At 68.3% G+C, this 20,217-nt stretch carries 25 protein-coding genes and 1 pseudogene; 14 read left to right on the top strand and 12 right to left on the bottom strand.

Annotation, left to right across the window (positions count from 1 at the left end):
- Window positions 1-11 precede the first annotated feature (11 nt).
- Complete coding sequence (locus AC07NI_RS10455) at window positions 12-356, bottom strand: UrcA family protein (RefSeq protein ID WP_494618736.1); 345 nt, start codon at window positions 354-356, stop codon at window positions 12-14.
- A 347-nt stretch (window positions 357-703) separates the two neighbouring features.
- On the opposite strand from AC07NI_RS10455, the gene AC07NI_RS10450 reads away from it, so the two are divergent.
- The 4 genes from AC07NI_RS10450 (at window position 704) to AC07NI_RS10435 (ending at window position 4,910) form a co-directional block, all read left to right on the top strand.
- Complete coding sequence (locus AC07NI_RS10450; protein ID WP_494618734.1) at window positions 704-1,513, top strand: M23 family metallopeptidase; 810 nt, start codon at window positions 704-706, stop codon at window positions 1,511-1,513.
- A gap of 61 nt (window positions 1,514-1,574) precedes the next feature.
- On the top strand, window positions 1,575-2,531 hold the full coding sequence (locus tag AC07NI_RS10445) for an alpha/beta fold hydrolase (protein WP_494618730.1): 957 nt from the start codon (window positions 1,575-1,577) through the stop codon (window positions 2,529-2,531).
- A gap of 34 nt (window positions 2,532-2,565) precedes the next feature.
- Window positions 2,566-3,483, top strand: a complete 918-nt coding sequence (locus tag AC07NI_RS10440; RefSeq protein WP_494618726.1) for an ABC transporter ATP-binding protein — start codon at window positions 2,566-2,568, stop codon at window positions 3,481-3,483.
- A complete protein-coding gene (locus AC07NI_RS10435; RefSeq protein ID WP_494618722.1) occupies window positions 3,480-4,910 on the top strand; it encodes an ABC transporter permease in 1,431 nt (476 codons plus the stop codon). Before AC07NI_RS10440 ends, AC07NI_RS10435 begins: the two co-directional genes overlap by 4 nt.
- 71 nt (window positions 4,911-4,981) lie before the next feature.
- On the opposite strand, the gene rpsU is transcribed toward AC07NI_RS10435, so the two are convergent.
- Window positions 4,982-5,218, bottom strand: a complete 237-nt coding sequence (gene rpsU, locus AC07NI_RS10430; RefSeq protein ID WP_125159223.1) for a 30S ribosomal protein S21 — start codon at window positions 5,216-5,218, stop codon at window positions 4,982-4,984.
- Window positions 5,219-5,399: 181 nt separating this feature from the next.
- Between rpsU and AC07NI_RS10425 the strand changes: the two genes are divergently transcribed.
- Complete coding sequence (locus tag AC07NI_RS10425) at window positions 5,400-6,077, top strand: COQ9 family protein (RefSeq protein ID WP_494618717.1); 678 nt, start codon at window positions 5,400-5,402, stop codon at window positions 6,075-6,077.
- 15 nt (window positions 6,078-6,092) lie between these two features.
- On the opposite strand, the gene rcdA is transcribed toward AC07NI_RS10425, so the two are convergent.
- Together rcdA and AC07NI_RS10415 are read right to left on the bottom strand one after the other, a co-directional pair.
- Window positions 6,093-6,602 (bottom strand): protease adaptor protein RcdA, encoded by a 510-nt coding sequence (gene rcdA, locus AC07NI_RS10420; RefSeq protein WP_494618714.1) that lies wholly within the window; start codon window positions 6,600-6,602, stop codon window positions 6,093-6,095.
- A 183-nt stretch (window positions 6,603-6,785) separates the two neighbouring features.
- The gene (locus tag AC07NI_RS10415; RefSeq protein WP_494618710.1) at window positions 6,786-6,992 is read right to left on the bottom strand and encodes a DUF1192 domain-containing protein; all 207 of its coding nucleotides are present in this window, start codon (window positions 6,990-6,992) and stop codon (window positions 6,786-6,788) included.
- A gap of 75 nt (window positions 6,993-7,067) precedes the next feature.
- On the opposite strand from AC07NI_RS10415, the gene AC07NI_RS10410 reads away from it, so the two are divergent.
- The gene (locus AC07NI_RS10410) at window positions 7,068-8,042 is read left to right on the top strand and encodes an NAD(P)H-quinone oxidoreductase (RefSeq protein WP_494618708.1); all 975 of its coding nucleotides are present in this window, start codon (window positions 7,068-7,070) and stop codon (window positions 8,040-8,042) included.
- Here the strand turns inward: AC07NI_RS10410 and AC07NI_RS10405 are convergent.
- On the bottom strand, window positions 8,039-8,602 hold the full coding sequence (locus tag AC07NI_RS10405; RefSeq protein ID WP_494618706.1) for a hypothetical protein: 564 nt from the start codon (window positions 8,600-8,602) through the stop codon (window positions 8,039-8,041). The two genes, AC07NI_RS10410 and AC07NI_RS10405, sit on opposite strands and share 4 nt — an antisense overlap.
- Before the next feature lie 186 nt (window positions 8,603-8,788).
- On the opposite strand from AC07NI_RS10405, the gene AC07NI_RS10400 reads away from it, so the two are divergent.
- Both AC07NI_RS10400 and AC07NI_RS10395 read left to right on the top strand, forming a co-directional pair.
- Window positions 8,789-9,403: a hypothetical protein gene (locus AC07NI_RS10400; protein WP_494618702.1), complete on the top strand. Its 615-nt coding sequence runs from the start codon at window positions 8,789-8,791 to the stop codon at window positions 9,401-9,403.
- A 121-nt stretch (window positions 9,404-9,524) separates the two neighbouring features.
- Window positions 9,525-10,238: a DUF1013 domain-containing protein gene (locus tag AC07NI_RS10395; protein ID WP_494618696.1), complete on the top strand. Its 714-nt coding sequence runs from the start codon at window positions 9,525-9,527 to the stop codon at window positions 10,236-10,238.
- A gap of 82 nt (window positions 10,239-10,320) precedes the next feature.
- Here the strand turns inward: AC07NI_RS10395 and AC07NI_RS10390 are convergent, their stop codons facing one another.
- Window positions 10,321-10,494, bottom strand: a complete 174-nt coding sequence (locus AC07NI_RS10390; protein WP_494618692.1) for a YdcH family protein — start codon at window positions 10,492-10,494, stop codon at window positions 10,321-10,323.
- Between the two features lie 130 nt (window positions 10,495-10,624).
- Between AC07NI_RS10390 and AC07NI_RS10385 the strand changes: the two genes are divergently transcribed.
- The 3 genes and pseudogenes from AC07NI_RS10385 to AC07NI_RS10375 all read left to right on the top strand — a co-directional run bounded on the left by AC07NI_RS10385 (window position 10,625) and on the right by AC07NI_RS10375 (window position 12,010).
- Window positions 10,625-11,254, top strand: coding sequence for a UbiX family flavin prenyltransferase (locus tag AC07NI_RS10385; RefSeq protein ID WP_494618688.1), 630 nt, complete (start codon window positions 10,625-10,627; stop codon window positions 11,252-11,254).
- A pseudogene (locus AC07NI_RS10380) lies at window positions 11,193-11,721 on the top strand (TIGR02444 family protein); the annotation flags it as partial. The gene AC07NI_RS10385 and the pseudogene AC07NI_RS10380, both read left to right, overlap by 62 nt.
- Window positions 11,722-11,788: 67 nt before the next feature.
- Entirely contained in the window at window positions 11,789-12,010 is a 222-nt protein-coding gene (locus AC07NI_RS10375; RefSeq protein ID WP_494618683.1) for a YdcH family protein, read from the top strand.
- Here the strand turns inward: AC07NI_RS10375 and AC07NI_RS10370 are convergent.
- From AC07NI_RS10370 to AC07NI_RS10360, 3 genes are all read right to left on the bottom strand, one after another.
- On the bottom strand, window positions 12,007-13,710 hold the full coding sequence (locus AC07NI_RS10370; protein ID WP_494618679.1) for a M61 family metallopeptidase: 1,704 nt from the start codon (window positions 13,708-13,710) through the stop codon (window positions 12,007-12,009). The two genes, AC07NI_RS10375 and AC07NI_RS10370, sit on opposite strands and share 4 nt — an antisense overlap.
- 64 nt (window positions 13,711-13,774) lie before the next feature.
- Window positions 13,775-14,137: a response regulator gene (locus AC07NI_RS10365; protein ID WP_494618677.1), complete on the bottom strand. Its 363-nt coding sequence runs from the start codon at window positions 14,135-14,137 to the stop codon at window positions 13,775-13,777.
- Between the two features lie 98 nt (window positions 14,138-14,235).
- Complete coding sequence (locus AC07NI_RS10360; protein WP_494618674.1) at window positions 14,236-14,949, bottom strand: GGDEF domain-containing protein; 714 nt, start codon at window positions 14,947-14,949, stop codon at window positions 14,236-14,238.
- 213 nt (window positions 14,950-15,162) lie between these two features.
- On the opposite strand from AC07NI_RS10360, the gene purE reads away from it, so the two are divergent.
- Both purE and AC07NI_RS10350 read left to right on the top strand, forming a co-directional pair.
- Entirely contained in the window at window positions 15,163-15,654 is a 492-nt protein-coding gene (gene purE / locus AC07NI_RS10355; RefSeq protein WP_494618671.1) for a 5-(carboxyamino)imidazole ribonucleotide mutase, read from the top strand.
- Window positions 15,655-15,660: 6 nt separating this feature from the next.
- Entirely contained in the window at window positions 15,661-16,746 is a 1,086-nt protein-coding gene (locus tag AC07NI_RS10350; protein WP_494618669.1) for a 5-(carboxyamino)imidazole ribonucleotide synthase, read from the top strand.
- Between the two features lie 129 nt (window positions 16,747-16,875).
- Here the strand turns inward: AC07NI_RS10350 and AC07NI_RS10345 are convergent, their stop codons facing one another.
- The gene (locus AC07NI_RS10345; RefSeq protein ID WP_494618667.1) at window positions 16,876-18,795 is read right to left on the bottom strand and encodes a S9 family peptidase; all 1,920 of its coding nucleotides are present in this window, start codon (window positions 18,793-18,795) and stop codon (window positions 16,876-16,878) included.
- Between the two features lie 149 nt (window positions 18,796-18,944).
- Here AC07NI_RS10345 and AC07NI_RS10340 point away from each other — a divergent pair, with 149 nt between their 5' ends.
- Window positions 18,945-19,478: a GNAT family N-acetyltransferase gene (locus AC07NI_RS10340; protein WP_494618665.1), complete on the top strand. Its 534-nt coding sequence runs from the start codon at window positions 18,945-18,947 to the stop codon at window positions 19,476-19,478.
- On the opposite strand, the gene AC07NI_RS10335 is transcribed toward AC07NI_RS10340, so the two are convergent.
- The gene (locus AC07NI_RS10335) at window positions 19,475-19,717 is read right to left on the bottom strand and encodes a helix-turn-helix domain-containing protein (protein ID WP_494618663.1); all 243 of its coding nucleotides are present in this window, start codon (window positions 19,715-19,717) and stop codon (window positions 19,475-19,477) included. The genes AC07NI_RS10340 and AC07NI_RS10335 overlap by 4 nt on opposite strands.
- A complete protein-coding gene (locus AC07NI_RS10330; protein WP_494620495.1) occupies window positions 19,717-20,187 on the bottom strand; it encodes a DUF2975 domain-containing protein in 471 nt (156 codons plus the stop codon). Before AC07NI_RS10330 ends, AC07NI_RS10335 begins: the two co-directional genes overlap by 1 nt.
- Window positions 20,188-20,217 lie beyond the last annotated feature (30 nt).

Raw genomic sequence — 20,217 nt, 5'->3', positions numbered from 1 at the left:
GGGACTGATGATCACTTCGCGGCGTATTCCTGGGTCTGGGCGGCGATGGCCAGGTTGCGGTGCTGTTCGGCCGGCAGTTGGCGGCTGACTTCGCGACGGACTTCGGCGACGCAGGCGCCGATCGTGGTGTTCAGGCCTTCGCTGCTGGAGGCCTTGGCGCGGCACAGGTCTTGGCCGGCCGTTTCGACGCGGGCCTTGAAGATCTTGGCTTGGCTGGGGCTGGCCAGGTTCAGGTCGCCGTAGGGCACGCGAGCGGTGATCTCGGCGGCGTTGGCGGCTTGGGTGAGGCCCAGCACCGGAACGGCGGCGAGGCTCAGGCTGGCGACGGTGGTCAGGCTCATGATGAACTTGCGCATTTGAAGTATCCCTCTGGCTGGGCGCTATTCCCTGCGCCGATGAATACTGTATGAACCCAAGAGTTCGCCAAGTCCCGTTACGTCTCCTTCATGACGTGTAATTAAAGAAATGACGGACGTTTAATGTAATGAAGTTTCCGTAATATTTGAAGATTGCGTGACGGCTGTTCTCGACTCTCGATGCGAGCTTGGCCTTACGGTTAACGCATGGTTAAGCTGCGCCCTGTTTTTGCCCCATGCGACATTCATACACCCCGCCGATTCACCATCCCGAAAGGTCAAGCATGAGAGCTAGATCGCGCGCGGCGCGGTGCTCTCCTTGGCCGAACGTCCGAGAGGAAAGCGGTTTGATCCCCAAGAGCCTGGCCCTTCAGTCTCCGCACCTGCGCGTCGCGTTCTTCACCATGCTGGCCGTCGCGGCCATGGCGGGGACGCTGAACGGCGCCGTGGCGTTGGGCGAGTGGGTGGCCCATACGGCGCCCGTCTCCAGTCCGACCCCCGCCATCGTCCCGACCGAGCCGACCGTCGCCGAAGAGGCCGAGCCCGCCCCGCCGCCGCCGGCCTATCAGTTCGACGCGCCGCTGCCCGGCCGGGTGGTCAACTCGCCGTTCGGCCTGCGCCAGCTGCCGTGGGAAGAGAACGGCCGCCTGCACCAGGGCGTCGACATCGCCGCCCCCAGCGGCGCGGCGGTCAAGGTCGCCGCCGACGGCGTGGTCAAGGCCACGGGCCTGTCGCCGACCTACGGCCGCTATGTGCAGGTGATGCACAAGGGCGGGCTGACCACGATGTACGCCCACCTCGCCGGCCCGGCGAAGGGCGTGAAGCGCGGCGTCTATCTGCGGCGTGGCGAGACCGTGGCCTATGTCGGCAACTCCGGCCGCTCGACCGGCTCGCACCTGCATTTCGAGATCCGCAACGGCGAAAAGGCGCTGAACCCCAGCTTCTTCCTGGGTCGCAGCTTCGCCCAGGCCGACGACCTGCCGCTGAAGGCCGCCAGCCGCGTCGGCAAGAAGGTCCATCTGGCGACCGTCTCCAAATGGCCCAAGGGCGTCACCAAAGCCGGCAAGGATGGTGTCGTCGTCACCCGCGTGAAGGGCGGCCGCGTGCGCGCTACGATCCCGGTGGTCGGCGGCTCGATTCCCAGCGTCGCGGGATAAAAGTCAGCTCAGAGAGCATCGCGTTCTCGACGCGTCACAAAGCGCTACTACATTGAACGCCATGATCCAGTTTCTCGGCCGTGGCGTCGCGGGCTTCGCGCTCCTGCTCTTGTCCTATATCGCCGTCGGCGGGCTGATGAGCGCCTCAGGGGCGCCCAAGCCGCGCGGCCAGCTGATCGAGATCGAGCCGGGGCGCAAGCTCCGCCTGGTCTGCGAAGGTCCCAAGAGCGATCGTCCGGTGGTCTGGCTGGAGGCCGGCGCCTTCGGCTTCGCCGCCGACTGGGGCGCGACGCAGGAAGCCCTCACGGCCGCCGGCTGGCGCTCGTGCGCCTATGACCGCGCCGGCATGGGTTTCTCGCCCAAGGGCCCCAGCCCGCGCGACGGCATAGCCATCGTCACCGACTTCGAGAAGCTGGTCGCCGCCTCGGGCGAGCCTGGCCCCTACATCCTGGTCGGCCACTCGATGGCCGGCCTGCGCCTGCGCGAATATGCCGGCCGCAACCCCGACAAGATCGCCGGCATCGTCCTCGTGGACGCCGCCACGCCCGAAGCCGCCCAGGATCCGCGGATGCAGGGCTTCATCAACGCCTTCGCCTCGGCCTCCAAGTGGGCCGCGCGCGGGGCCTCGCTGGGCCTCTACAAGCCGCTGGCCCACACCCGCCTGGGCGACAAGATCGACCTGCCGCCGGCCGCCAAGGCCGAGAAGAACTGGGCCTTCGCCAACGGTAGCCACAACCGCGTCGCGGCCGAGGAGGTCGGGCTGTGGAAGCAGGCCTCCGACCAGGCCGGCCAGCAGCCGCAGTTCGATCCGAAATGGCCGATGGCCGTCGTCACCGCCGGTCCGGTCGCCGGCCGCGAGGACCGCAAGGCGATGCAGGCCCTGCCGGCGACGCGATCCCAGCACGGCCTGGTGGACCATGTCGAGGCCGCCACCCACACCCTGCTGATCGGCCGCCGCTTCGCCGACCACATCGTCCGGGCCGTGGCCTTCGTGGCCGACGCTTCCAAGAAGGGCTGATACAACTTTCAGGAAGCCGATTCGGGAGGGGTCCATGGTCAGCGCCGTCAGCCTGGAGGGCGTCAGCAAGACCTACGACGACTTCCACGCCGTCCGGGACGTCAGTTTCGAGGTCCCCGCCGGTCGGATCACCGGGTTCCTTGGCCCCAACGGCGCGGGCAAGACCTCGACCATCCGCATGATCCTGGGCCTGCTGCCGCCGACGGCGGGGCGGATCACCGTGCTGGGCGCGGCCGACGCCACCAAGGTCCACGAGCGGATCGGCTTCCTCCCCGAGGAGCGCGGCCTCTACAAGCGCATGACCCCGATCGACGCCATCGCCTTCTTCGCGGGGCTGAAGGGCGTGCCGGAGGCGGAAGGGCGCAAGCGGGCCAAGGCGATGCTGGAGGCTCAGGGTCTGGGCTTCGCCGCCAGGCGCCCGATCAAGGACCTCTCCAAGGGCATGGCCCAGAAGGTCCAGCTGATCTCGGCCCTGGCCCATGAACCCGAACTGGTGGTGCTGGACGAGCCGTTCTCGGGCCTCGACCCCGTCAACCAGCAGGCCCTGGAGGCGATGATCCGCGAGATCGCCGCGCGCGGGGCCACGGTGCTGTTCTCGACCCACGTGATGCAGCATGCCGAGCGCCTGTGCGACAAGGTCGTGCTGATGGCGCGGGGCCGCAAGGTGTTCGACGGCGACGTCGCCACGGCCCGCTGCGCAGCGCCCCGGGCGCTGGTGCTGGAGGGCGATCTGCTGGCCGAGCAGGTCATGGTGCTGCCGGGCCTGGGCGCGGTGACCTCCGAGCCGCTGCCGGACGGCGGATGGCGGCATGTTGCCGTCTTGCCTGAGGCTGGGACCGGGCAGGACGCCCTGAAGGCCGCCTTCGCGCGGGATCTTGCCTTGAGGCGGTTCGAGCTCAAGGAGCCCAGCCTGCACGACGCCTTCATCGTCCTGACGGGAGACCAGGCATGAGCCGCCTGCTGAAGATCGCCCGCCGGGAATACCTGGCCTATGTCCGCACGGTCGGCTTCTGGCTGTCGATCGTGGCCCTGCCGCTGGTGATCGTCATCAGCGCCGGCGCGCCCCTGATGATGATGAAGACCGCCAAGCCCGAGCGGCTGGCGATCGTCGACCTGACCGGCCAGAACCTGGGTCCCGCCGTGGCCAAGGCGATGGTCGAGGACCAGAGCCGCGCCAACGCCCGAGCCCTGCGCGCGGCGGCCCTGTCGGCGGGCGGTCCCAAGGCCCAGGAGGCCGTCGGCAAGGCCCAGGCCAAGGGCGGCCAGGCGGCGGGGCTGGAGGCTCTGTCCGGCTTCAGTCCGAGCTCGGCCGCCCGCTTCAAGCCGCCCAACGCCAAGATGGTCATCCTGCCGGCTCCCATCGCCGCCCAGGCCGCCGCCACGCCGCGCGAGGCGGGCCAGATCGCCCGTCGTGAGGTGGCCGACAAGCGTCTCGATTCGGTGCTGATCCTCAGCGGCCGCGACGAGGCCATCGTCATGGACCTGTGGAGCCGCAATCTCGGCGCGCCGGTGCTGGAGGGCGATCTGCGCCAGGTCGTGGGCGTGATCATGCGCGAACGGGCCCTGGCCCGCGCCGGCGTCTCGGCCCAGACCCTGAAGGCCGCCGATGACCTCAAGCCCGCCTTCAACAGCCTGTCGCCCCGGGCGGCCTCGGGCGAGAAGGTGTCCTTGCGCGATCGCCTGCCGACCATCGTCGGCTTCGCGGCCGGCATGCTGCTGTGGTCGATGGTGCTGACCGGGGCCAGCATCCTGCTCAACAGCGTGATCGAGGAGAAGTCGTCCAAGATCCTCGAGGTGCTGCTGTCCTCGGCCTCGGTGCCGGAGATCATGGGCGGCAAGATCCTGGGCGTGGCGGGCCTGACCCTGACCGTGCTGGCCATCTGGGCCATGGCCGGCTGGCTGGCCATGATCAACTTCGCGCCCGGCCTGGCCGGCGACCTGATCGCCGTGCTGCTGAGCAAGGGGCTGGTGTTCTACTTCGGCGCCTATCTGGTCGGCGGCTACCTGATGTACGCGGCGCTGTTCGCCGGCATCGGGGCCTTCTGCGAGAGCCAGCGCGACGCCCAGACCCTGCTGGGGCCGGTCATGATCGTCATGACCATCCCGGTGGTGTTCATGAGCCAGGCGATCCGCTCGCCCGACGCGCCGATTCTCGCCGCCCTGTCGTGGATCCCGCCCTTCACGCCGTTCCTGATGCCCGTGCGCATCGCCGGCGATCCGCCGCTGGTCCAGGTGGTCGGCACCACGGTGCTGATGATCGTCACCACGGCGGCGATCATCGCCTTCTCGACCCGGGCCTTCCATGTGGGCGCCCTGGCGACGGGGAAGGTGAACCTGAAGACGCTGGTCGGGCTGATCGTCAGGAAGCAGGCGGGCTAGGCCCAAAACGACGAAAGCCGCGCGGATCGCCGCGCGGCTTTCGAAATCTTCAGCGAAGAAGAGGTCTGGTCTTACCGACCAGCCGGCTTCTTCGGCATCGGCAGCAGGCCTTCGCGCTGGGCGCGCTTGCGGGCCAGCTTGCGGGCGCGACGGACGGCTTCGGCCTTTTGGCGCGCGCGCTTTTCCGACGGCTTCTCATAATGCACGTGCCGCTTCATTTCGCGGAACGAGCCTTCGCGTTGCATCTTCTTCTTCAGGGCCTTCAGCGCCTGATCGACGTTGTTGTCGCGGACGAAAATCTGGACCAGGGGTATCTCTCCATTCGACAGCCCGACCAATTTCCCAAGTCCCTCTTGAGGGGCCGGGCGGGCGAACAAAACCGGGTAACCTGAGAGGGGTTCTCCCAGGCGATGAGGCGGGGCTGATAGCAGAGCGAAGGGCCGCTGTCCATGCGCGACGCGGCCTAAACACCGGTGTAGACTCGGATTTATGACGCAAACGGCACACACCTCCGCTCAAGCTTCGGATCAACCGGGATCGTCGTGGGCCGACGACGCCGAGCAACGGGTGCTCGACGAGGCCCTGCGGCTCGCGCCCAAGCTGGGCTGGAACACGGGGTTGGTGTCCCGCGCTCTGGCGGCGGCAGGCCTCAGCGACGCCGAGGGCCAGCTGCTGTTGCCGGAAGGTCCGCGCGACCTGGCGGCCCTGCTGTCGCGGCGCCATGACGCGGTCGCGCTGCGCAAGCTGGCGACCTTCGACCTGGCCGCTCTGAAGATTCGCCAACGGATTCGTGAGGGCGTCATCGCCCGTCTCGACGCGGCTTCGGAGCACGCCGACGTGCTGCGCCCGCTGGCCGCCTTCCTGGCCTTCCCGACCAATTTGCCGCTGGCTCTGCGGCTGACCTGGGAATCGGCCGACGGGATCTGGCGCTGGGCCGGCGACACCGCCACCGACGAGAACCACTATTCGAAGCGCGCCATCCTGTCGGGCATCCTCGTCTCGACCCTGGCCGTCGACATGGCCTCGGGCCGCGCCTCGGCGCTCTCGCACCTGGACGCGCGCATCGACAACGTCATGGCCTTCGAGAAGTGGAAGGCGGGCCTGAAACCCATGGACCTGGCCAGCGAGATGGTCGGCGCGCTGGCTCGGATGCGGTACGGGAAGTAATCCCGAGAAGGGGCCTCAGCCCCCGAACGCCGCCGCCAGACGCTCGAACTGGGCCTGCACCGGACGCGGGGCCTCTTCGTTCGGCGATTCCACGTACATGCGGCGGTCCAGGTGCCGGACGCGCTCATACAGACGCTCGGAGCGCTGCAGCAGGTTCATCAGGCCGAAGGGCAGTTCCTCGACCGCCGGCGGTTCGCCCGCCGCTTCCTCGCCCAGGCGGTAGCTTTCGGCGCAAGCCGCTTCCGGCGGCATCTCGCCTTCACGCACCGCGCGCTGCACCAGCAGCCACGAGGCCACCTGCATCAGGCGGGTGGTCAGGCGCATGCTCTCGGTGGCGTAGCCCAGGGCGGCATTGCGGGAGAGGACCTTGCTGTCATGCCGGCCGGCGCCGTCGAGATAGGCTGCGGTCTCTTCGACCAGCTGCATGCCTTCCTCGAACGTGCGGTCGAACAGTTCCGATCGCGCGAAATCCTGGATCACTCCAGCGCGCCAAGGTGTGTCCGCGAACGCGTTCACTTCGGTCATAGCTACTCAATGCCCCTCGAAAGGCCGCGAGGACGTCTCGCTTGGCAGAGGGGAGTGCAACCCCCGTGCCAGAACTCGCCGTCCCGTTGCGACCCACCCCCTTCGATCGACCGTACTTGAAGCGTCAGAAGGCGGATGACCGCTTAAGACGCCAGTAACCTCACCGAAACCTTAAAATAAGCCTTAGTCCAGGCGACCAAACAGCGCATTGGCCGCGTCGCGGCCGGCCTTTTTCTTGGTCAGCTGGGCCTTGGTGCGTTCGATTTCGGCCTGCAGGGCCGCGATCCGCTCTTCCAGTTCCGAGACCCCGTAGACCTCCAGGTCCTCATGGGTCGTCTCGTTCAAGGCGCGTCCGTTGAAGGCGCGAGGCTCGGCCGGCTCTTCGAACATCGGCTTCTCTCCCTTTTCCGTCGGCTATCTGACGCCTACCTAGGGTCCAAGGCAAGCATGAGAGGAAGCCCGGGCATGGCCGGAACGATGACGGCGATCGCGATCGAAGGCGGCAAGGGCGCGGCCGACGCGCTGAAACCGGTCGAGGCGCAGCGACCCGAACCGGGTCCGGGACAGATCCTGATCAAGGTCGCCGCCGCGGGCGTCAACCGCCCCGATCTCCTGCAGCGCCTGGGTTTCTATCCGCCGCCGCCGGGCTCGCCCGAGACGCTGGGCCTGGAGGTCGCGGGTGAAGTCGTGACCGGTTCGGGCCGCTGGAAGGCCGGCGACAAGGTCGCCGCGCTACTGGGTGGTGGTGGCTATGCCGAATACGCCGTGGTCGACGCGCGCCACGCCCTGCCGATCCCGCAAGGCCTGGATCTGGTCCATGCCGCGGCCCTGCCCGAGACCGTCTTCACCGTCTTCGTCAATGTGTTCGAGCATGGCGCCCTGAAGGCCGGCGAGACGCTGCTGGTTCATGGTGGAACGTCCGGAATCGGAACAACTGCCATCGCCATGGCCAAGGCTGCCGGCGCCAAGGTCATCGCCACGGGACGCGGCGCCGACAAGAAGGCCAAGGCCCTGGAGCTGGGCGCCGACATCGCCATCGACACCAAGGCCGAGGACTTCGCCGAGATCGTCAAGGCCGCCGGTGGGGCCGACGTGGTGCTCGACATGGTCGGGGCCAGCTATTTCGACAAGAACCTCGACGCCCTCAAGACCGGCGGCCGCATCGTCTACATCGCCAGCCTGGGCGGGCCGGTGCTGGAAGTGCCGGTCATGAAGATCATGCAGAAGCGCGCCGTGATCACCGGCTCGACCCTGCGGCCTCGCCCGGCCGACGAAAAGGCCCGCCTGGCCGCCGAGGTCGAACGCGTGGTCTGGCCGTGGGTCGAGGCGGGGCAGGTGAAGCCGCTGATCGACGCGACCTTCCCCCTGGCCGACGCCGCCAAGGCCCACGCGCACCTCGAAGCCGGGGAGCACGTGGGCAAGGTGGTGCTGACGGTCTAGTGCGACGTGCCGCCGGTGGCCGTTGTCGCGGCGGCCGGAGCCGCGGCCACGCCCGGCGCGCTGATCGGTGTCGTGATCGGGGAGTCCTGATCGACGAAGGCGGTCAGGCGCTGGCCCGTTTTGATCTCGACGTCCTTGCCGTGCTTGATCAGGCCCAGCGGACCGAACAGCACCGTCAGGGTGATCGTGGTGCCGTAGCGCGCGTCGCCCTCGGAGCCCTTCTGCCCGCGCAGGCGGATGCGGGCATTGCCGGCCTTCAGGTAGTCGAGGCGGACGTTCAGTTCGCCCGGCTTGCCCATCATGCCCTTCTTCTTGGCGTGGGTGACCTCGCCCGCGCCGCGCAAGCCGGCGGGAAGGACGGTGCCGTCCGCCAGGGTGACGTCTTCGGCCAGGCTGATGGAGAAGCGATCGCCTTCGTGATTGGTTTCGGACGAAAGATTGTCGTCGAAGCGGACGGAAAGCTCGGTGCCTTCCGGAACCTGCACCGTCGTCTGAGCGAACGCAGGCGCGCACACGAGCATAAGCGCCGCGGCGCAGGCCGCGGTCATAAGCGTTTTCATAGGTTTCCCCCCGTCGGCCCCTCGCCGACGCATGGAGGTAAGCGCAACTTGCTCTGATTGTGAATTGATCGTTTTTCGCGGTAAGCGGTCGCGGTCCTCAAATCGCGTATCCGGCTGCGATGTTTGCGATTCAACCTTGGGCGCCGATGTGCTTGATCGGCGATGGTCGTGTTGGGGAGGAAAAGCATGAAGTATGTGATCGCTGCGGCGATGGGTCTGGCCTTGCTGGGTTCGGGCGCCGCGCGCGCTCAGGACGCCGTCGATTTTCGGGGTGCGACCCTGGGCATGACGTTGGACGCCTGGCGTTCGGGGCCCATGCCCAAGCAGCTGAAGGAGGAGGCCGCGCCGGTCTGCTCGAATGACGATGACCAGCCCAGCTATCTTGCCGAAGCCGCGCCGGAAAAGGCTGAGGTCGCGGCGGGTGTCGTGATCTGCACCTACGGCTTCCCGGCGGGCTACGGCTTCATCGGTCAACAGGTCGGCTCGGCCGAAGCCTTCAAGGTGTTGTACCGCTTCTATCAGGACCGGCTGTTCGAGATCCGTATCACGGCTGAAGTCGAGGCGGCCCCGACCTTCCTGACGGCGCTCAAGGATCGGTTCGGCGCGCCGACTAGCGCCAGTAAGCGCAAGGTCTTCAACTACATCTCCGAGACCACGACCTGGGATCGCCCCGACGTGTCGATCGTGGTCAGGTCGCCCTCGCCGCAGTCGAACTGGATGGAGGTCGTCTACGCGAACAAGGGCGTGGCCAAGACGGTCGCGGCCGCGAGTAAGGCCGTCTCCGGTGCGGACAAGCTCTAGGGCAGTCTTTTCAGGACCTTGCCGCCGAGTCCCCGTTCCCTTTTTCCGAGAACCGGATTATAGCGTTCATCAACATCCCGCCCGGCCGAAAGGCCGGGCGCCGTCATTTCTGGAGGACCGCATGTCCGACATCCTGATGCCCAAGGCGACCGCCGTCTGGTTGGTGGACAACACTTCGCTGAGCTTCGAGCAGATCGCCGATTTCTGCGGCCTGCACCCGCTGGAAGTGCGCGGCATCGCCGACGGTGAAGTGGCGCGCGACATCCGCGGCGCCGACCCGATCGGCAACGGCCAGCTGACCCGCGAAGAGCTGGACAAGGCCCAGGGCAATCCCGACTACCGCATGAAGGCCCAGGTCAGCCGTCACGCCGAGCTGCTGAAGCCGCAGAAGAAGGCCCCGCGCTACACGCCGGTCTCGCGTCGTCAGGACCGTCCGGACGCCATCGCCTGGTTCCTGCGCCACCACCCGGAAGTGACCGACGCCCAGATCTCGAAGATCCTCGGCACCACCAAGGCCACGATCGAGCAGGTCCGCGCCCGCACGCACTGGAACGCCGCCAACATCAAGCCGATCGACCCGGTGACCCTGGGCCTGGTGGGCCAGCTGGAGCTGGACGCCCTGGTCAAGAAGGCGGCCGAGAAGAAGGCCAAGGACGACCTGAAGAAGGGCATCCTGCCGGAAGACCCGACCCTGCGCCCCGCCTCGGAGGCCGGCCAGTTCGAGCCCGAGGTCGAGGAAGAGGAAGAAGACTTCCGCGCCAAGCGCGGCGACCTCAAGGCCGAGGACGTGTTCGGCCAGTCGTCGGGCTATGTGGACGAGGAAGACGAGGACTAATCCTCGGCTCCTGAGCGTAAAAAAGCAGAGGCCCCGCTCCTTGCCGGAGCGGGGCCTCGTGTTTTTCGGCTGCTGTCAGCAGCTAGTGAGTTCGCGCCCTAAGGCCCTCGATCTCCTCCTTCAGCCTGAGCTTTTGCCGCTTCAGCTCCATGAGCATCACGGCGTCGCTCCCGGGTCGATTGGTCTCCTCCTGGATCTTGCGGTCAAGGTTCTCGTGACGGGACCCAAGCTCGCGGATACGGGATTCGATGGCCATGGCTCTCGGCTCCATTGCTGTTGGAGAAGAAAGTGAACACCCGCTGCGCGGCGCTGTCAGATCACATATGATTGCAAGCGGCCGCGCTTGACGTGGCCAAATCTACTCCCAAGGCGGACGAAAATTTACCATGACCGATGCTCCGAAGACGGTTGAACGTCCCAAGCTGGTGGTAGGGATTTCGGGCGCTTCCGGGGTGGTCTACGGCATCCGGACGCTGGATGCGTGCCGCGAGCTGGGCGTCGAAAGTCACCTCGTGGTGTCCAAATCGGCGGTGCTGACGCTTCAGCAGGAGACCGGCGAGTCGCTGGCCGAGCTCAACGAACGGGCGGATGTTGTCCATCGCGTGAGCGACATTGGGGCGGCCATCGCCTCGGGCTCGTTCCGGACCCTGGGCATGGTCATCGCGCCCTGTTCGGTGCGGACGATGAGCGAAATCGCCACCGGCGTAACGTCTTCGCTGTTGACCCGGGCCGCCGACGTGACCCTGAAGGAACGCCGGCCGCTGGTGCTGCTGGTGCGCGAGACGCCGCTGCATCTGGGCCATCTGCGGACCATGACCAAGCTGGCCGAGATGGGCGCGGTGATCGCTCCGCCGCTGCCGGCCTTCTACGCCAAGCCCGCGACGATCGCCGAGATGGTCGACCAGTCGGTGGGCCGGGCGCTGGACCTTTTCGACCTGTCCTGGCAGCCGGTGAAGCGCTGGGGCGAGGACTTGGAGACGATCTCCGGCAAGGGCGCCCAAGGCGAGGAAAGTTAACGCCGATGCGGCTCTGGGACTGGGCTCTGGAGGCCTATGCGCGTCAACCTGTCGCGGAGGCGTGCCTGAGCCTGCAGGACGCCCACGGCCAGAACGTGCCCTGGCTGCTGTGGGCGGCCTGGATGGCGGGGGAGGGGCGTACGGCCGACCTCCAGGACGCCGCCAGGATGATGCGCGCCTGGGACGTCGAGGTCGGCGCGCCGTTGCGCGGCGTGCGCCGGGCGTTGAAGCCGTCGCGTCCTCCGGTCGACGACACCGCCAAGGAAGCCCTGCGCGACGCGGTGAAGGCCGTCGAGCTGAAGGGCGAGCGGGTGTTGATGGAAAGTCTGGAGGCGCTGAGCGGCCCGCCCGGCGCGCCGATCGCGGTGCTGGACGGCCTCGTAGCGGCCGCGCAGGCCTCGGGCGATCCCGCGCGCCGGGCGGCGTTGGAGACGCTGGCGTCCGCCCTTGAATTAACGTCGCGCTGAGCGCCTTTACCGGTCGTCAGCCTTTGCTATCTAAGTCCCTACTGGGGCCCACCTGAGATTTAAGTCCATGAACGACGATGATCCGTCGGAAGACACCGACATTTCGATCGAACGTCGCCTTGGCCTCCTGCGCGAGGACCATAAGGACCTCGACGACGCCATTCGGGCCCTGGAAGAGCGCTACCAGCCCGACATGCTGCAGATCGCCCGCCTGAAGCGGAAGAAGCTGGCTCTCAAGGACGAGATCGGCCGGCTGGAAGACCAGCTGACCCCGGACATCATCGCCTAGCCAGCGACCGCCTTCACGCAGGCCGCGCGGGCCTCGGGCGTCAGGTCCTTGGGCATGACGACCTGCTGGAAGCTCAGCATCGCCTTGCCCTCGGGCTTGAAGCGGATCGTGCGCTGTCCGTCGCCGTCGGCGACGATGTAGCCAATCTCGACCGAGCTGTCCCCGCCCTTGCCGCCCTGCCGACCCAGCCGCATCATGCCGTCGCGCAGGCCCGCCGCATAGGCGGGGCCGTCGGGAGCCACGCCGGTGATCACGCCATTCTTGGCGCTGGCGTCGGCGTCGAAGCCCAGGTCGAACGCCGGCCGGCTCACCGTCTTCACCGTCAGGCAGCCGCCGAACGCGTCGGGCGCCAGGACGATCGGTTCGCCCCGGGTGATCCAGCGGTCGATCTCTGGCGTCAGGTCGACGCCGGTTCGGGCCTTGACGACGCGCGGCAGCAGGTTGGCCGCCGCGTGGTCCCATTCGGCGGCGTCGCGGCCCTTGGCGTAGTCGCGCATGGCCAGCATGACGGGATCGAGACCGCCGTTCGGCTTCAGCCGGCTCTCCAGCAGCAAGGCCATCAGGGCGCCGCGTTGGTAGGGCAGCTTGTGAATGGCCTTGTCGTTCCAGAAGCGCTCGGCGATCGTCGCGTTCGGCAGGGCGCGGCCGGGCGAGGTGTCATAGGCCTCGAGCGCGGCGTTCCAGGCGGCGACGAAGGCCTCCAGGTCGACGAAGCCCGAGCGCAGCGACAGGCGACGGGCGTAATAGTCGGTGAAGCCCTCGCTGACCCAGTAGCCCAGCGGCTCGTCGGGACCGTCCTTGAGGCCGCCGATGCGGTTGGAATTCCACGTGTGGAAATATTCGTGGGCCAGGAACAGCTTGTAGTCGTCCAGCGGCACATTGCGGGTCGAGATCACCGCGAAGGCGTCGCCTAGGCCCGTGCCGCGATAGGAGGTCCATCCCGGCGGGGAGTCCTGGTCGACCAGGGTGATCAGGAACGGCTCCTTGCCGTCACCCCAGAAGGCGCGGCTGGCGCCGATGGCCTGGGACGCCATGTCGGCGAAGGCCGCGTCCGTGAACCCGAACTTGCCGCGCACGGCCAGGCGCAGCGGCGCGCCGGCGGCGTCGCGCTGCAGGAGGGTGAGGTCCTTGTAGGCGATGGCGACGCTTTCGCTGATGGCGTCGACCGTTCCAGCGTCGCCCAGCGTCTCCAGATCGGAGGCGAAGGCCAGGCCCGAGCCGGCGGGATCCCAGGCAAAGCGCGCCTTGTCCTTGTCGCGGCCCTCGGGGGTCACGAAGACGGTGTGGCCGATCACGTAGAAGCCGTCGGGGCCGATGATCGGCTGGCCATAGGTGACGCTGTCGACGGACGGCGGGCCGTCATAGGCGCTGATCACGCGATAGCGGACGGTCAGGGGCGCGCGGGGCTTGGACTTGATGGTCCAGGTCTTCTCGTCGGTCAGGGATAGCGTTCCGCCGGTGACCACGGGGGCCTTGATGAAGCGCCACAGCTTCTCGCCGCCGCCCCAGTCCTGGGGCACGCGTAGCTGGGTCTGGCCGTCGGCGTCGGCAGGCAGGGTGATGGTCACCGACAGGGCCGTGACCTTGCCGTTCTCGAGGACCGGCGCGAGGCGGTAGGTGTCCACGGGCGGCGTCGCGGCCAAGGCTGGCGCGGCGATGGCGGCGACCGTCAGGCCGCCCAGCAAGGCTTTGGTGATCAAGCGTCGTCCCCCAGTTGACGCGAGCCTAGGGGCGCCGCGGGGGACAGGTCAGCTTAAAGTTTCGTCAGGCGGCGATCAGGGTCGCTTCCAGGTCGCGGACGGTCTGCAGCAGGCGGCCGGGGGTGATCGGCTTTTCCAGCCGCGCGTCGGCGTGCTGGTCGTCCTTCAGCAGGCGGGCGTCGACGGCCGAGGCCATCAGGGTGATGGCGCTGGGGCGCGCCTTGCGTACGGCGCTGACCAGCTCGCCGCCGCTCATGCGCGGCATCGAGTGGTCGGTGATCACTAGATCGGGCTCGAACGCGTCCAAGGCCTCATAGGCTTCCTGGCCGTCCCGGCACAGCAGGACGTCGAACCCCGCTTCGGTCAGGGTGATTTCGTAGATCATCGAGAGGACCGGATCGTCCTCGGCGACCAGAATACGCTGCATGCAACCCGCCCAGTCATGCTTAACAGACTATGAACGTGTTACCGCACCCACCGGGTCCCAGTCGCCGTGCGATAAGGTCGCATTCCCTGAAGTTGTCGCTACGCCTGCTTCCGCTTGCGGACGAACATGGCGGCATCGGCCTCGGCCAGGGCCTCTTCCGGATCGGCGCCGGGCTCGATCTCGCGCACGCCATAGGAGATGTGCAGCGGGGCCGACCACTCGCCGAACTCGACCGGCTGGCTGCGGATGGCGTCGGCCAGGCTCTGGGCCTTGGCCAGGGCGGTTTCCTTGTCGGCCTGGGCCAGCAGCACGGCGAACTCGTCGCCGCCCATGCGGCCGACCAGGTCGCTCTCGCGGACATTGGCCAGCAGGCGCTTGGCCACGGCCTTCAGCGCCTCGTCGCCGGCGGCGTGGCCGAAGCGGTCGTTGACGCTCTTGAAGTTGTCGAGGTCGAAGAACACCAGGCTGGCCGACGAGCCGTAGCGCTGGGCGAAGGCCGAGACGCGCTTGGTCTCGCGCAGGAAGGCGCGGCGGTTCAGCACCGGGGTCAGGGCGTCCATGTCGGCCAGGCCCTGCGCCTCGTTCAGGCGCAGCTTCAGCATGGCGACCTCGTTCCGCAGGTCGTCGATCTCGGTCATCAGGGTCTGCAGGGCTTCCACGACCTGGGGGGTCATGTCGGCTTCGCTCAGGCCCAGGAAGGCGGCGCTGTCGGGCGCGGCGACTTCACGCGCCACGACCTGGGCGCCAGCCCTGGCCAGGGCGCGCTTGCGGATGGCGGCGAAAGGTTCGGTCCGGGCGCCGGAGATCTTCATGGGTTCACTGGGAATCGTTATGGCACAGCTCGCAGTAAGGTTAACGGGAACGCCGTTCGACGCAATCGGGGGCGCCGATAAGCCGCAGGCCGATGACGACGCGCCCACTCTAAAGGCGACCACGGAACGTTTTGTGTCGTTTTGGGCTTGCCGCAGCGGGCGGAGGCGCATACGGGGCGGCTTTCCGACGCTCGCCGAGAAGAGACGACGCCGATGACTTCGACCACCCCGCCCGTCGCCATCATCATGGGCAGCCGCTCGGACTGGCCGACCATGAAGGGCGCGGCCGATGCGCTGGACGCCCTGGGCGTGGCCTACGAGGCCAAGGTCGTCTCGGCCCACCGCACCCCGCAGCGCCTGTTCGAGTTCGCCACGGGCGCGGAAGCGGCCGGCTACAAGGTGATCATCGCCGGGGCCGGCGGCGCGGCCCACCTGCCGGGCATGGCGGCCTCGATGACCAATCTTCCGGTGCTGGGCGTGCCGGTGCAGTCCAAGGCGCTGAGCGGCCTCGATAGCCTGCTCTCGATCGTCCAGATGCCGGGCGGCATCCCGGTCGCGACCCTGGCGATCGGCGAGGCTGGGGCCAAGAACGCCGGCCTGCTGGCCGCCCAGATCCTGGCCCTGTCGGACCCGGCCCTGAACCAGCGTCTGTCGGCCTTCCGCGCCGCCCAGACCGACAGCGTCGCCGAGAGCGTCGAGGACTAAGCACACATGGCTGACTTCCCCCTCGTCCCCGGTTCGACCATCGGCATCCTCGGCGGGGGGCAGCTGGGCCGCATGCTGGCCCAGGCCGCCGCGCGCCTGGGCTTCGATGTCGTGATCCAGGACCCGGAGGAGAACTCGCCCGCCGGTCGCGTCGCCGCCCGCCAGATCGTCGCCGCCTATGACGACCGCTGGGCCTTGAAGCGCCTGGCCGAGGCCTGCGACGTCGTCACCTACGAGTTCGAGAACGTCCCGGCCGACACGGTTTCTGAGCTCGCTTCGCTCGGCGCGGTGGTCTCGCCCGGCGCCAAGGCCCTGGCCGCCGCCCAGGACCGCGTGGTCGAGAAGAGCTTCCTGGCCGAGATCGGCGTGCCCACCGTGGCCTTCGCCCCCGTCCAGGACAGCGAGAGTCTAGCCGCCGCCGTCGCCAAGATCGGCGCCCCGTCGCTGCTGAAGACCCGCCGCGAGGGCTATGACGGCAAGGGCCAGGCCTGGATTCAGAAGGCGTCCGACGCCGAGGCCTCGTTCGAGAAGATCGGCCGCCGCGCCGCCATCCTGGAAGCCCCGGCCGACTTCGGCCGCGAGCTGTCGGTGATCGCCGCGCGCAGCCGCGACGGCGAGATCGCCTGCTATCCGCTGTCGGAAAACCACCACGAGGGCGGCGTGCTCAAGCGCACCGTCGCGCCGGCCAAGGTCACGACCGCCACCCGCGACCAGGCCGAGACCATCGCCATCAAGATCCTCACCGCGCTCGACTATGTCGGGGTGATCGGGGTGGAGCTGTTCGAGCTGGCCGGCGGTAAGCTGCTGGTCAACGAGTTCGCCCCGCGCGTCCACAACACCGGCCACTGGACCCAGGACGGCTGCGAGGTCGACCAGTTCGAACAGCATATCCGCGCCGTCGCCGGCTGGCCGCTGGGTCCGACCGCGCCGCACCACCATGTCGAGATGACCAACCTGCTGGGCGCCGACGTCGACGCCTGGCGCAAGCTGGCCGCCGAGCCCGAGACCCGCGTCCACCTCTACGGCAAGGGCGAAGCCCGGCCGGGGCGGAAGATGGGGCATGTGAACCGGTTGAGGCCGCTGCGGGACTAAGATGCTCCCCCGTGATACGGGGGAGCTGTCGCGGAGCGACTGAGGGGGCTAACGCGGCCTAGGCCCAGCTCGCCCCCTCCGGCCCTCTGGGCCACCTCCCCCGCAACGCGGGGGAGGATCTGTGAGCCTCTACGACCCCAGGTGCGTGTTGAACCAACTCACGATCCGGTTCGTCAGGTCCGTCCGGTTCTTCGCCTGGCGGATGCCGTGGCCTTCGTCCTGGTAGATCACCAGCGAAGTCTCCACGCCCATGGCCTTCAGGCCGTGCCAGAACTCCATCGACTGGGCCGCCGGGGTCTCGACGTCGCGTTCGCCGACATAGATGAAGGTCGGGGTCTTGGCGGCCTTGATCGTGCGGATCGGCGACAGCTGGTCGTAGATCGCCGGGTCGTTGTAGGCGGTGTCGCCGAAGAACGGGACCATCCACTGGTCGATGCCGTTCTGGCCGTAATAGCTGATCCAGTTGGCGATGCCGGCCCCGGCCACCGCGGCCTTGAAGCGCTGGCTGTGGGTCACCGTCCACATGGTCATGTAGCCGCCGTAGCTGTGGCCGAAGACGCCTAGGCGCTTGTCGTCGACCGGGGCGATCTTCTCGACGGCATCGACGCCCGCGAGGATGTCGCGCAGGTCGCCGCCGCCGAAGTCGCGGCGGTTGGAGGTCTTGAAGGCCTCGCCCTGGCCGAAGCTGCCGCGCGGATTGGGCTGGAACACGTAGTAGCCGGCCTTCAGCAGGTCATAGACCGTGCCGCTGGAGCCGTAGCGCGAGGTCACGGCCGAGGACGGGCCGCCGTGGACGATGACCACCATCGGATAGGTCTTGCCCGGCTCGACCTTGGCGGGGGCCTGCAGCCAGCCCTGGACGTCGAAGCCCTCGTTCTTCCAGGTGACGCTCTTGCCGATATAGGTGGCGGTCAGGGCGTCGTTGTCGTGGGTGATGGGTTTGAGGGCCTCGGGCGCGCCCAGCAGCACCTGCGGGGCCTTGGCGAACGAGTCGACGACCGTGGCGGCCAGCTTGCCGCTTGGGTCGAACGAGACGCGGCCGTCGCCGGCCGAATAGCTGACCTCGCCGCGCGCCATGATGGTGACCTTGGCGCCGCCGGCCGGGTCGATGCGGGCGATGGCGCTGTCACCGCCCAGGATGGCCGAGGCCATCGGGCCCTTGGCGGTCCAGTCCAGGCTGGTGAAGGTGCCCTTGTAGCCCTCGGTCAGGTTGGTCGGCGCTCCTCCGGTGAACGGCACGGTCCAGACGTCGCCGCCGACCGCGCCGAAGTCGCTCATCAGGCCGCCGATGAAGGCCACCGACTTGCCGTCCGGCGACACGCGCGGGGCGTTCAACTGCAGCTTGGGCGCGGCGATCACGCGGCTTGCGCCGTCGACGCCGAAGGCCTGCAGGCTGGCGACCCACCAGTTGTTGTCGCCGTCGCCCTTGGCGGCCGTGCCGACGAAGCCCTTGGAGTCCGGGGTCCAGTCGTACTCGTAGACGAAGGTGTCGTCGGGCGAGGCGAACTTCAGCTCGCCGCCGGCGGTCGGGACCACGGCGATGCGCTGCTCGTCGATCGCGCCGGCGACGCCGATCTCGCCGACCTGACGGACGCCGGCCTGGGTGGCGCCGGTCTGCTTGCGGGCGCCGACCGTGGCGAGCATGGCGATCGACTGGCCGTCCGGGGCCCAGCGCGCGGTGCTGGCCACGCCGGTCACGGTCGTGACGGTGCGGGTCTTGTCGCCCTCGACCACGAACAGGGTCGCCGTCCCGGCCTTCATGTCCGAGCCGATGAAGGCCAGCTTCTGGCCGTCGGCCGACCAGGCGGGGCCAGCGTAGCGGCAGGTGTCGCAGGGATCGAAGCGGCCCGTGACCTCGCCCTTGGCCGAGCGGATGACGACGGCGGCGCGGCTGTCGGACTGGGCGCCGACGACCTCGGCGCTTTCGACGGCGGCCAGGCGCTTGCCGCCGGGGGCGAGGGCCAGGGCGTTGTAGCCGTGGACGGCGGGGGCAGCGGGCGCGGCCGCTTGCAGGGCAGCCGCGGCGACCAGGGAGAGCACGAACGACATCACGTGAGCCTTGAGTGAGCCTTGCCGGGAAGGGCGTATGCGTCGGCTTCGCCCGCCAATGTGTCTGAAAAATTTCTGTCGCAATTTGTCCGGGCTTGGCGGTCGCCGGGAAACACCTAAGGTCGAGCAACGAACCTTGGCCTTGAGGGATGACCGTGTTCCCGACGCTCGAAACCGAACGCCTGATCCTGCGGGTTCCGATCCAGGAGGACTTCGACGCCGGCTGGGCCGAGTTCCATGGCGATCCCGAATGCATGCGCTATCTGGGCGGGGCCATGCCGCGCAGCATCGCTTGGCGGACCCTGGCCCAGGTGGTCGGCATGTGGCCTTTGCGGGGCTTTGGGACCTTCTCGCTGATCGAGAAGGCCACGGGCCGCTGGGTCGGCCGCTCAGGTCCCTGGCAGCCGGAAGGCTGGCCCGAGCGGGAGGTCGGCTGGATGCTGCATCGCTCGGCCTGGGGCCAGGGCTACGCCACCGAGGCGGCGCGGGCGAGCATCGACTTCGCGTTCGGGACCCTGGGCTGGACCACGGTCGCCCACATGATCCACCCGGAGAACCTGGCATCGCAGGCCGTGGCGGCGCGGCTGGGCTCGCGGTTCCTCAAGATGGTCTACCTGCCGCCGCCGATGGACGCAGCCGGCCCGACGCAGATGTGGGGCCAGGACGCGCCCCAAAAATCCTAGTCGCCCTCGTCGTCCGCGCCGACCAGGTCGGCGGCGTCGAAGTCGTAGTCCAGCAGGTCGCCCGGCTTGCAGCCCAGCGCCGCGCACAGCCGGGCCAGGGTTCGGAAGCGGATGCCCTTGACCTTGCCCGAGCGGAACAGGGAGAGCTGGGTCTCGCTGAGGCCGACCTCCTGGGCCAGGTCGCGGGCTTTGAGGCCCTTGGCGACGATCAGGGCGTCCAGGGTGACGCGAACGGGCATCAGATCATCTCGTCGAGTTCGGCCTGCGCCGCCAGGGCCTGGTCCATCACGCGGCCCAGCAGGAACAGGGCGCCGCCGATCATGCCCAGCGTCATGCCGGCCACGTCGAAGTTCAGATAGCTGCGCTTGTCCGCCCCGACCAGCCGCATCAGGTTGATGACCACGAAGACGCTGGCCACGCCCCCGACGCCCAGGGCCAGGCCGACGCGGCGCAGGGCCGAGGGCAGGGCGGCCTGGATCAGCCGGCCCTTGGCGATCTCGCCCAGCGCCTGGCCGATCGACCACACCCCGAACAGGTAGCAGGCGGCCGGGATGTACTGGATCGTCAGGGCCAGCACCTTGGCGGGGCTCGGCGCCGTGGGCCGATGCAGGACCATCAGCAGCAGCGGCGCGATCCACGCCATCAGCGCCAGCAGCAGGCCAACGCTGATCACCATGAACACCGCCAGCCAGCGGAACTGACCGCACATGCGGCGGAATTTCTGGGCGTCGATGGCGTT

Source organism: Caulobacter sp. GW821-FHT10E02, assembly GCF_059415225.1.
This window is presented reverse-complemented; position numbering and strand designations above follow the sequence as displayed.

Bases quoted from the DNA above. Each gene is read 5' to 3' on its own strand.
- AC07NI_RS10425 (WP_494618717.1), top strand. From the start codon at position 5,400: ATGACGCAAACGGCACACACCTCCGCTCAAGCTTCGGATCAACCGGGA.
- AC07NI_RS10415 (WP_494618710.1), bottom strand. From the start codon at position 6,992: ATGTTCGAAGAGCCGGCCGAGCCTCGCGCCTTCAACGGACGCGCCTTG.
- purE (WP_494618671.1), top strand. From the start codon at position 15,163: ATGACTTCGACCACCCCGCCCGTCGCCATCATCATGGGCAGCCGCTCG.
- AC07NI_RS10375 (WP_494618683.1), top strand. From the start codon at position 11,789: ATGAACGACGATGATCCGTCGGAAGACACCGACATTTCGATCGAACGT.
- AC07NI_RS10345 (WP_494618667.1), bottom strand. From the start codon at position 18,795: ATGTCGTTCGTGCTCTCCCTGGTCGCCGCGGCTGCCCTGCAAGCGGCC.
- AC07NI_RS10350 (WP_494618669.1), top strand. From the start codon at position 15,661: ATGGCTGACTTCCCCCTCGTCCCCGGTTCGACCATCGGCATCCTCGGC.
- AC07NI_RS10440 (WP_494618726.1), top strand. From the start codon at position 2,566: ATGGTCAGCGCCGTCAGCCTGGAGGGCGTCAGCAAGACCTACGACGAC.
- AC07NI_RS10340 (WP_494618665.1), top strand. From the start codon at position 18,945: ATGACCGTGTTCCCGACGCTCGAAACCGAACGCCTGATCCTGCGGGTT.
- AC07NI_RS10445 (WP_494618730.1), top strand. From the start codon at position 1,575: ATGATCCAGTTTCTCGGCCGTGGCGTCGCGGGCTTCGCGCTCCTGCTC.
- AC07NI_RS10395 (WP_494618696.1), top strand. From the start codon at position 9,525: ATGTCCGACATCCTGATGCCCAAGGCGACCGCCGTCTGGTTGGTGGAC.
- AC07NI_RS10410 (WP_494618708.1), top strand. From the start codon at position 7,068: ATGGCCGGAACGATGACGGCGATCGCGATCGAAGGCGGCAAGGGCGCG.
- AC07NI_RS10365 (WP_494618677.1), bottom strand. From the start codon at position 14,137: ATGCAGCGTATTCTGGTCGCCGAGGACGATCCGGTCCTCTCGATGATC.
- AC07NI_RS10335 (WP_494618663.1), bottom strand. From the start codon at position 19,717: ATGCCCGTTCGCGTCACCCTGGACGCCCTGATCGTCGCCAAGGGCCTC.
- AC07NI_RS10435 (WP_494618722.1), top strand. From the start codon at position 3,480: ATGAGCCGCCTGCTGAAGATCGCCCGCCGGGAATACCTGGCCTATGTC.
- AC07NI_RS10405 (WP_494618706.1), bottom strand. From the start codon at position 8,602: ATGAAAACGCTTATGACCGCGGCCTGCGCCGCGGCGCTTATGCTCGTG.
- AC07NI_RS10390 (WP_494618692.1), bottom strand. From the start codon at position 10,494: ATGGCCATCGAATCCCGTATCCGCGAGCTTGGGTCCCGTCACGAGAAC.
- AC07NI_RS10400 (WP_494618702.1), top strand. From the start codon at position 8,789: ATGAAGTATGTGATCGCTGCGGCGATGGGTCTGGCCTTGCTGGGTTCG.
- AC07NI_RS10330 (WP_494620495.1), bottom strand. From the start codon at position 20,187: ATGTGCGGTCAGTTCCGCTGGCTGGCGGTGTTCATGGTGATCAGCGTT.
- AC07NI_RS10385 (WP_494618688.1), top strand. From the start codon at position 10,625: ATGACCGATGCTCCGAAGACGGTTGAACGTCCCAAGCTGGTGGTAGGG.
- rcdA (WP_494618714.1), bottom strand. From the start codon at position 6,602: ATGACCGAAGTGAACGCGTTCGCGGACACACCTTGGCGCGCTGGAGTG.
- AC07NI_RS10455 (WP_494618736.1), bottom strand. From the start codon at position 356: ATGCGCAAGTTCATCATGAGCCTGACCACCGTCGCCAGCCTGAGCCTC.
- AC07NI_RS10360 (WP_494618674.1), bottom strand. From the start codon at position 14,949: ATGAAGATCTCCGGCGCCCGGACCGAACCTTTCGCCGCCATCCGCAAG.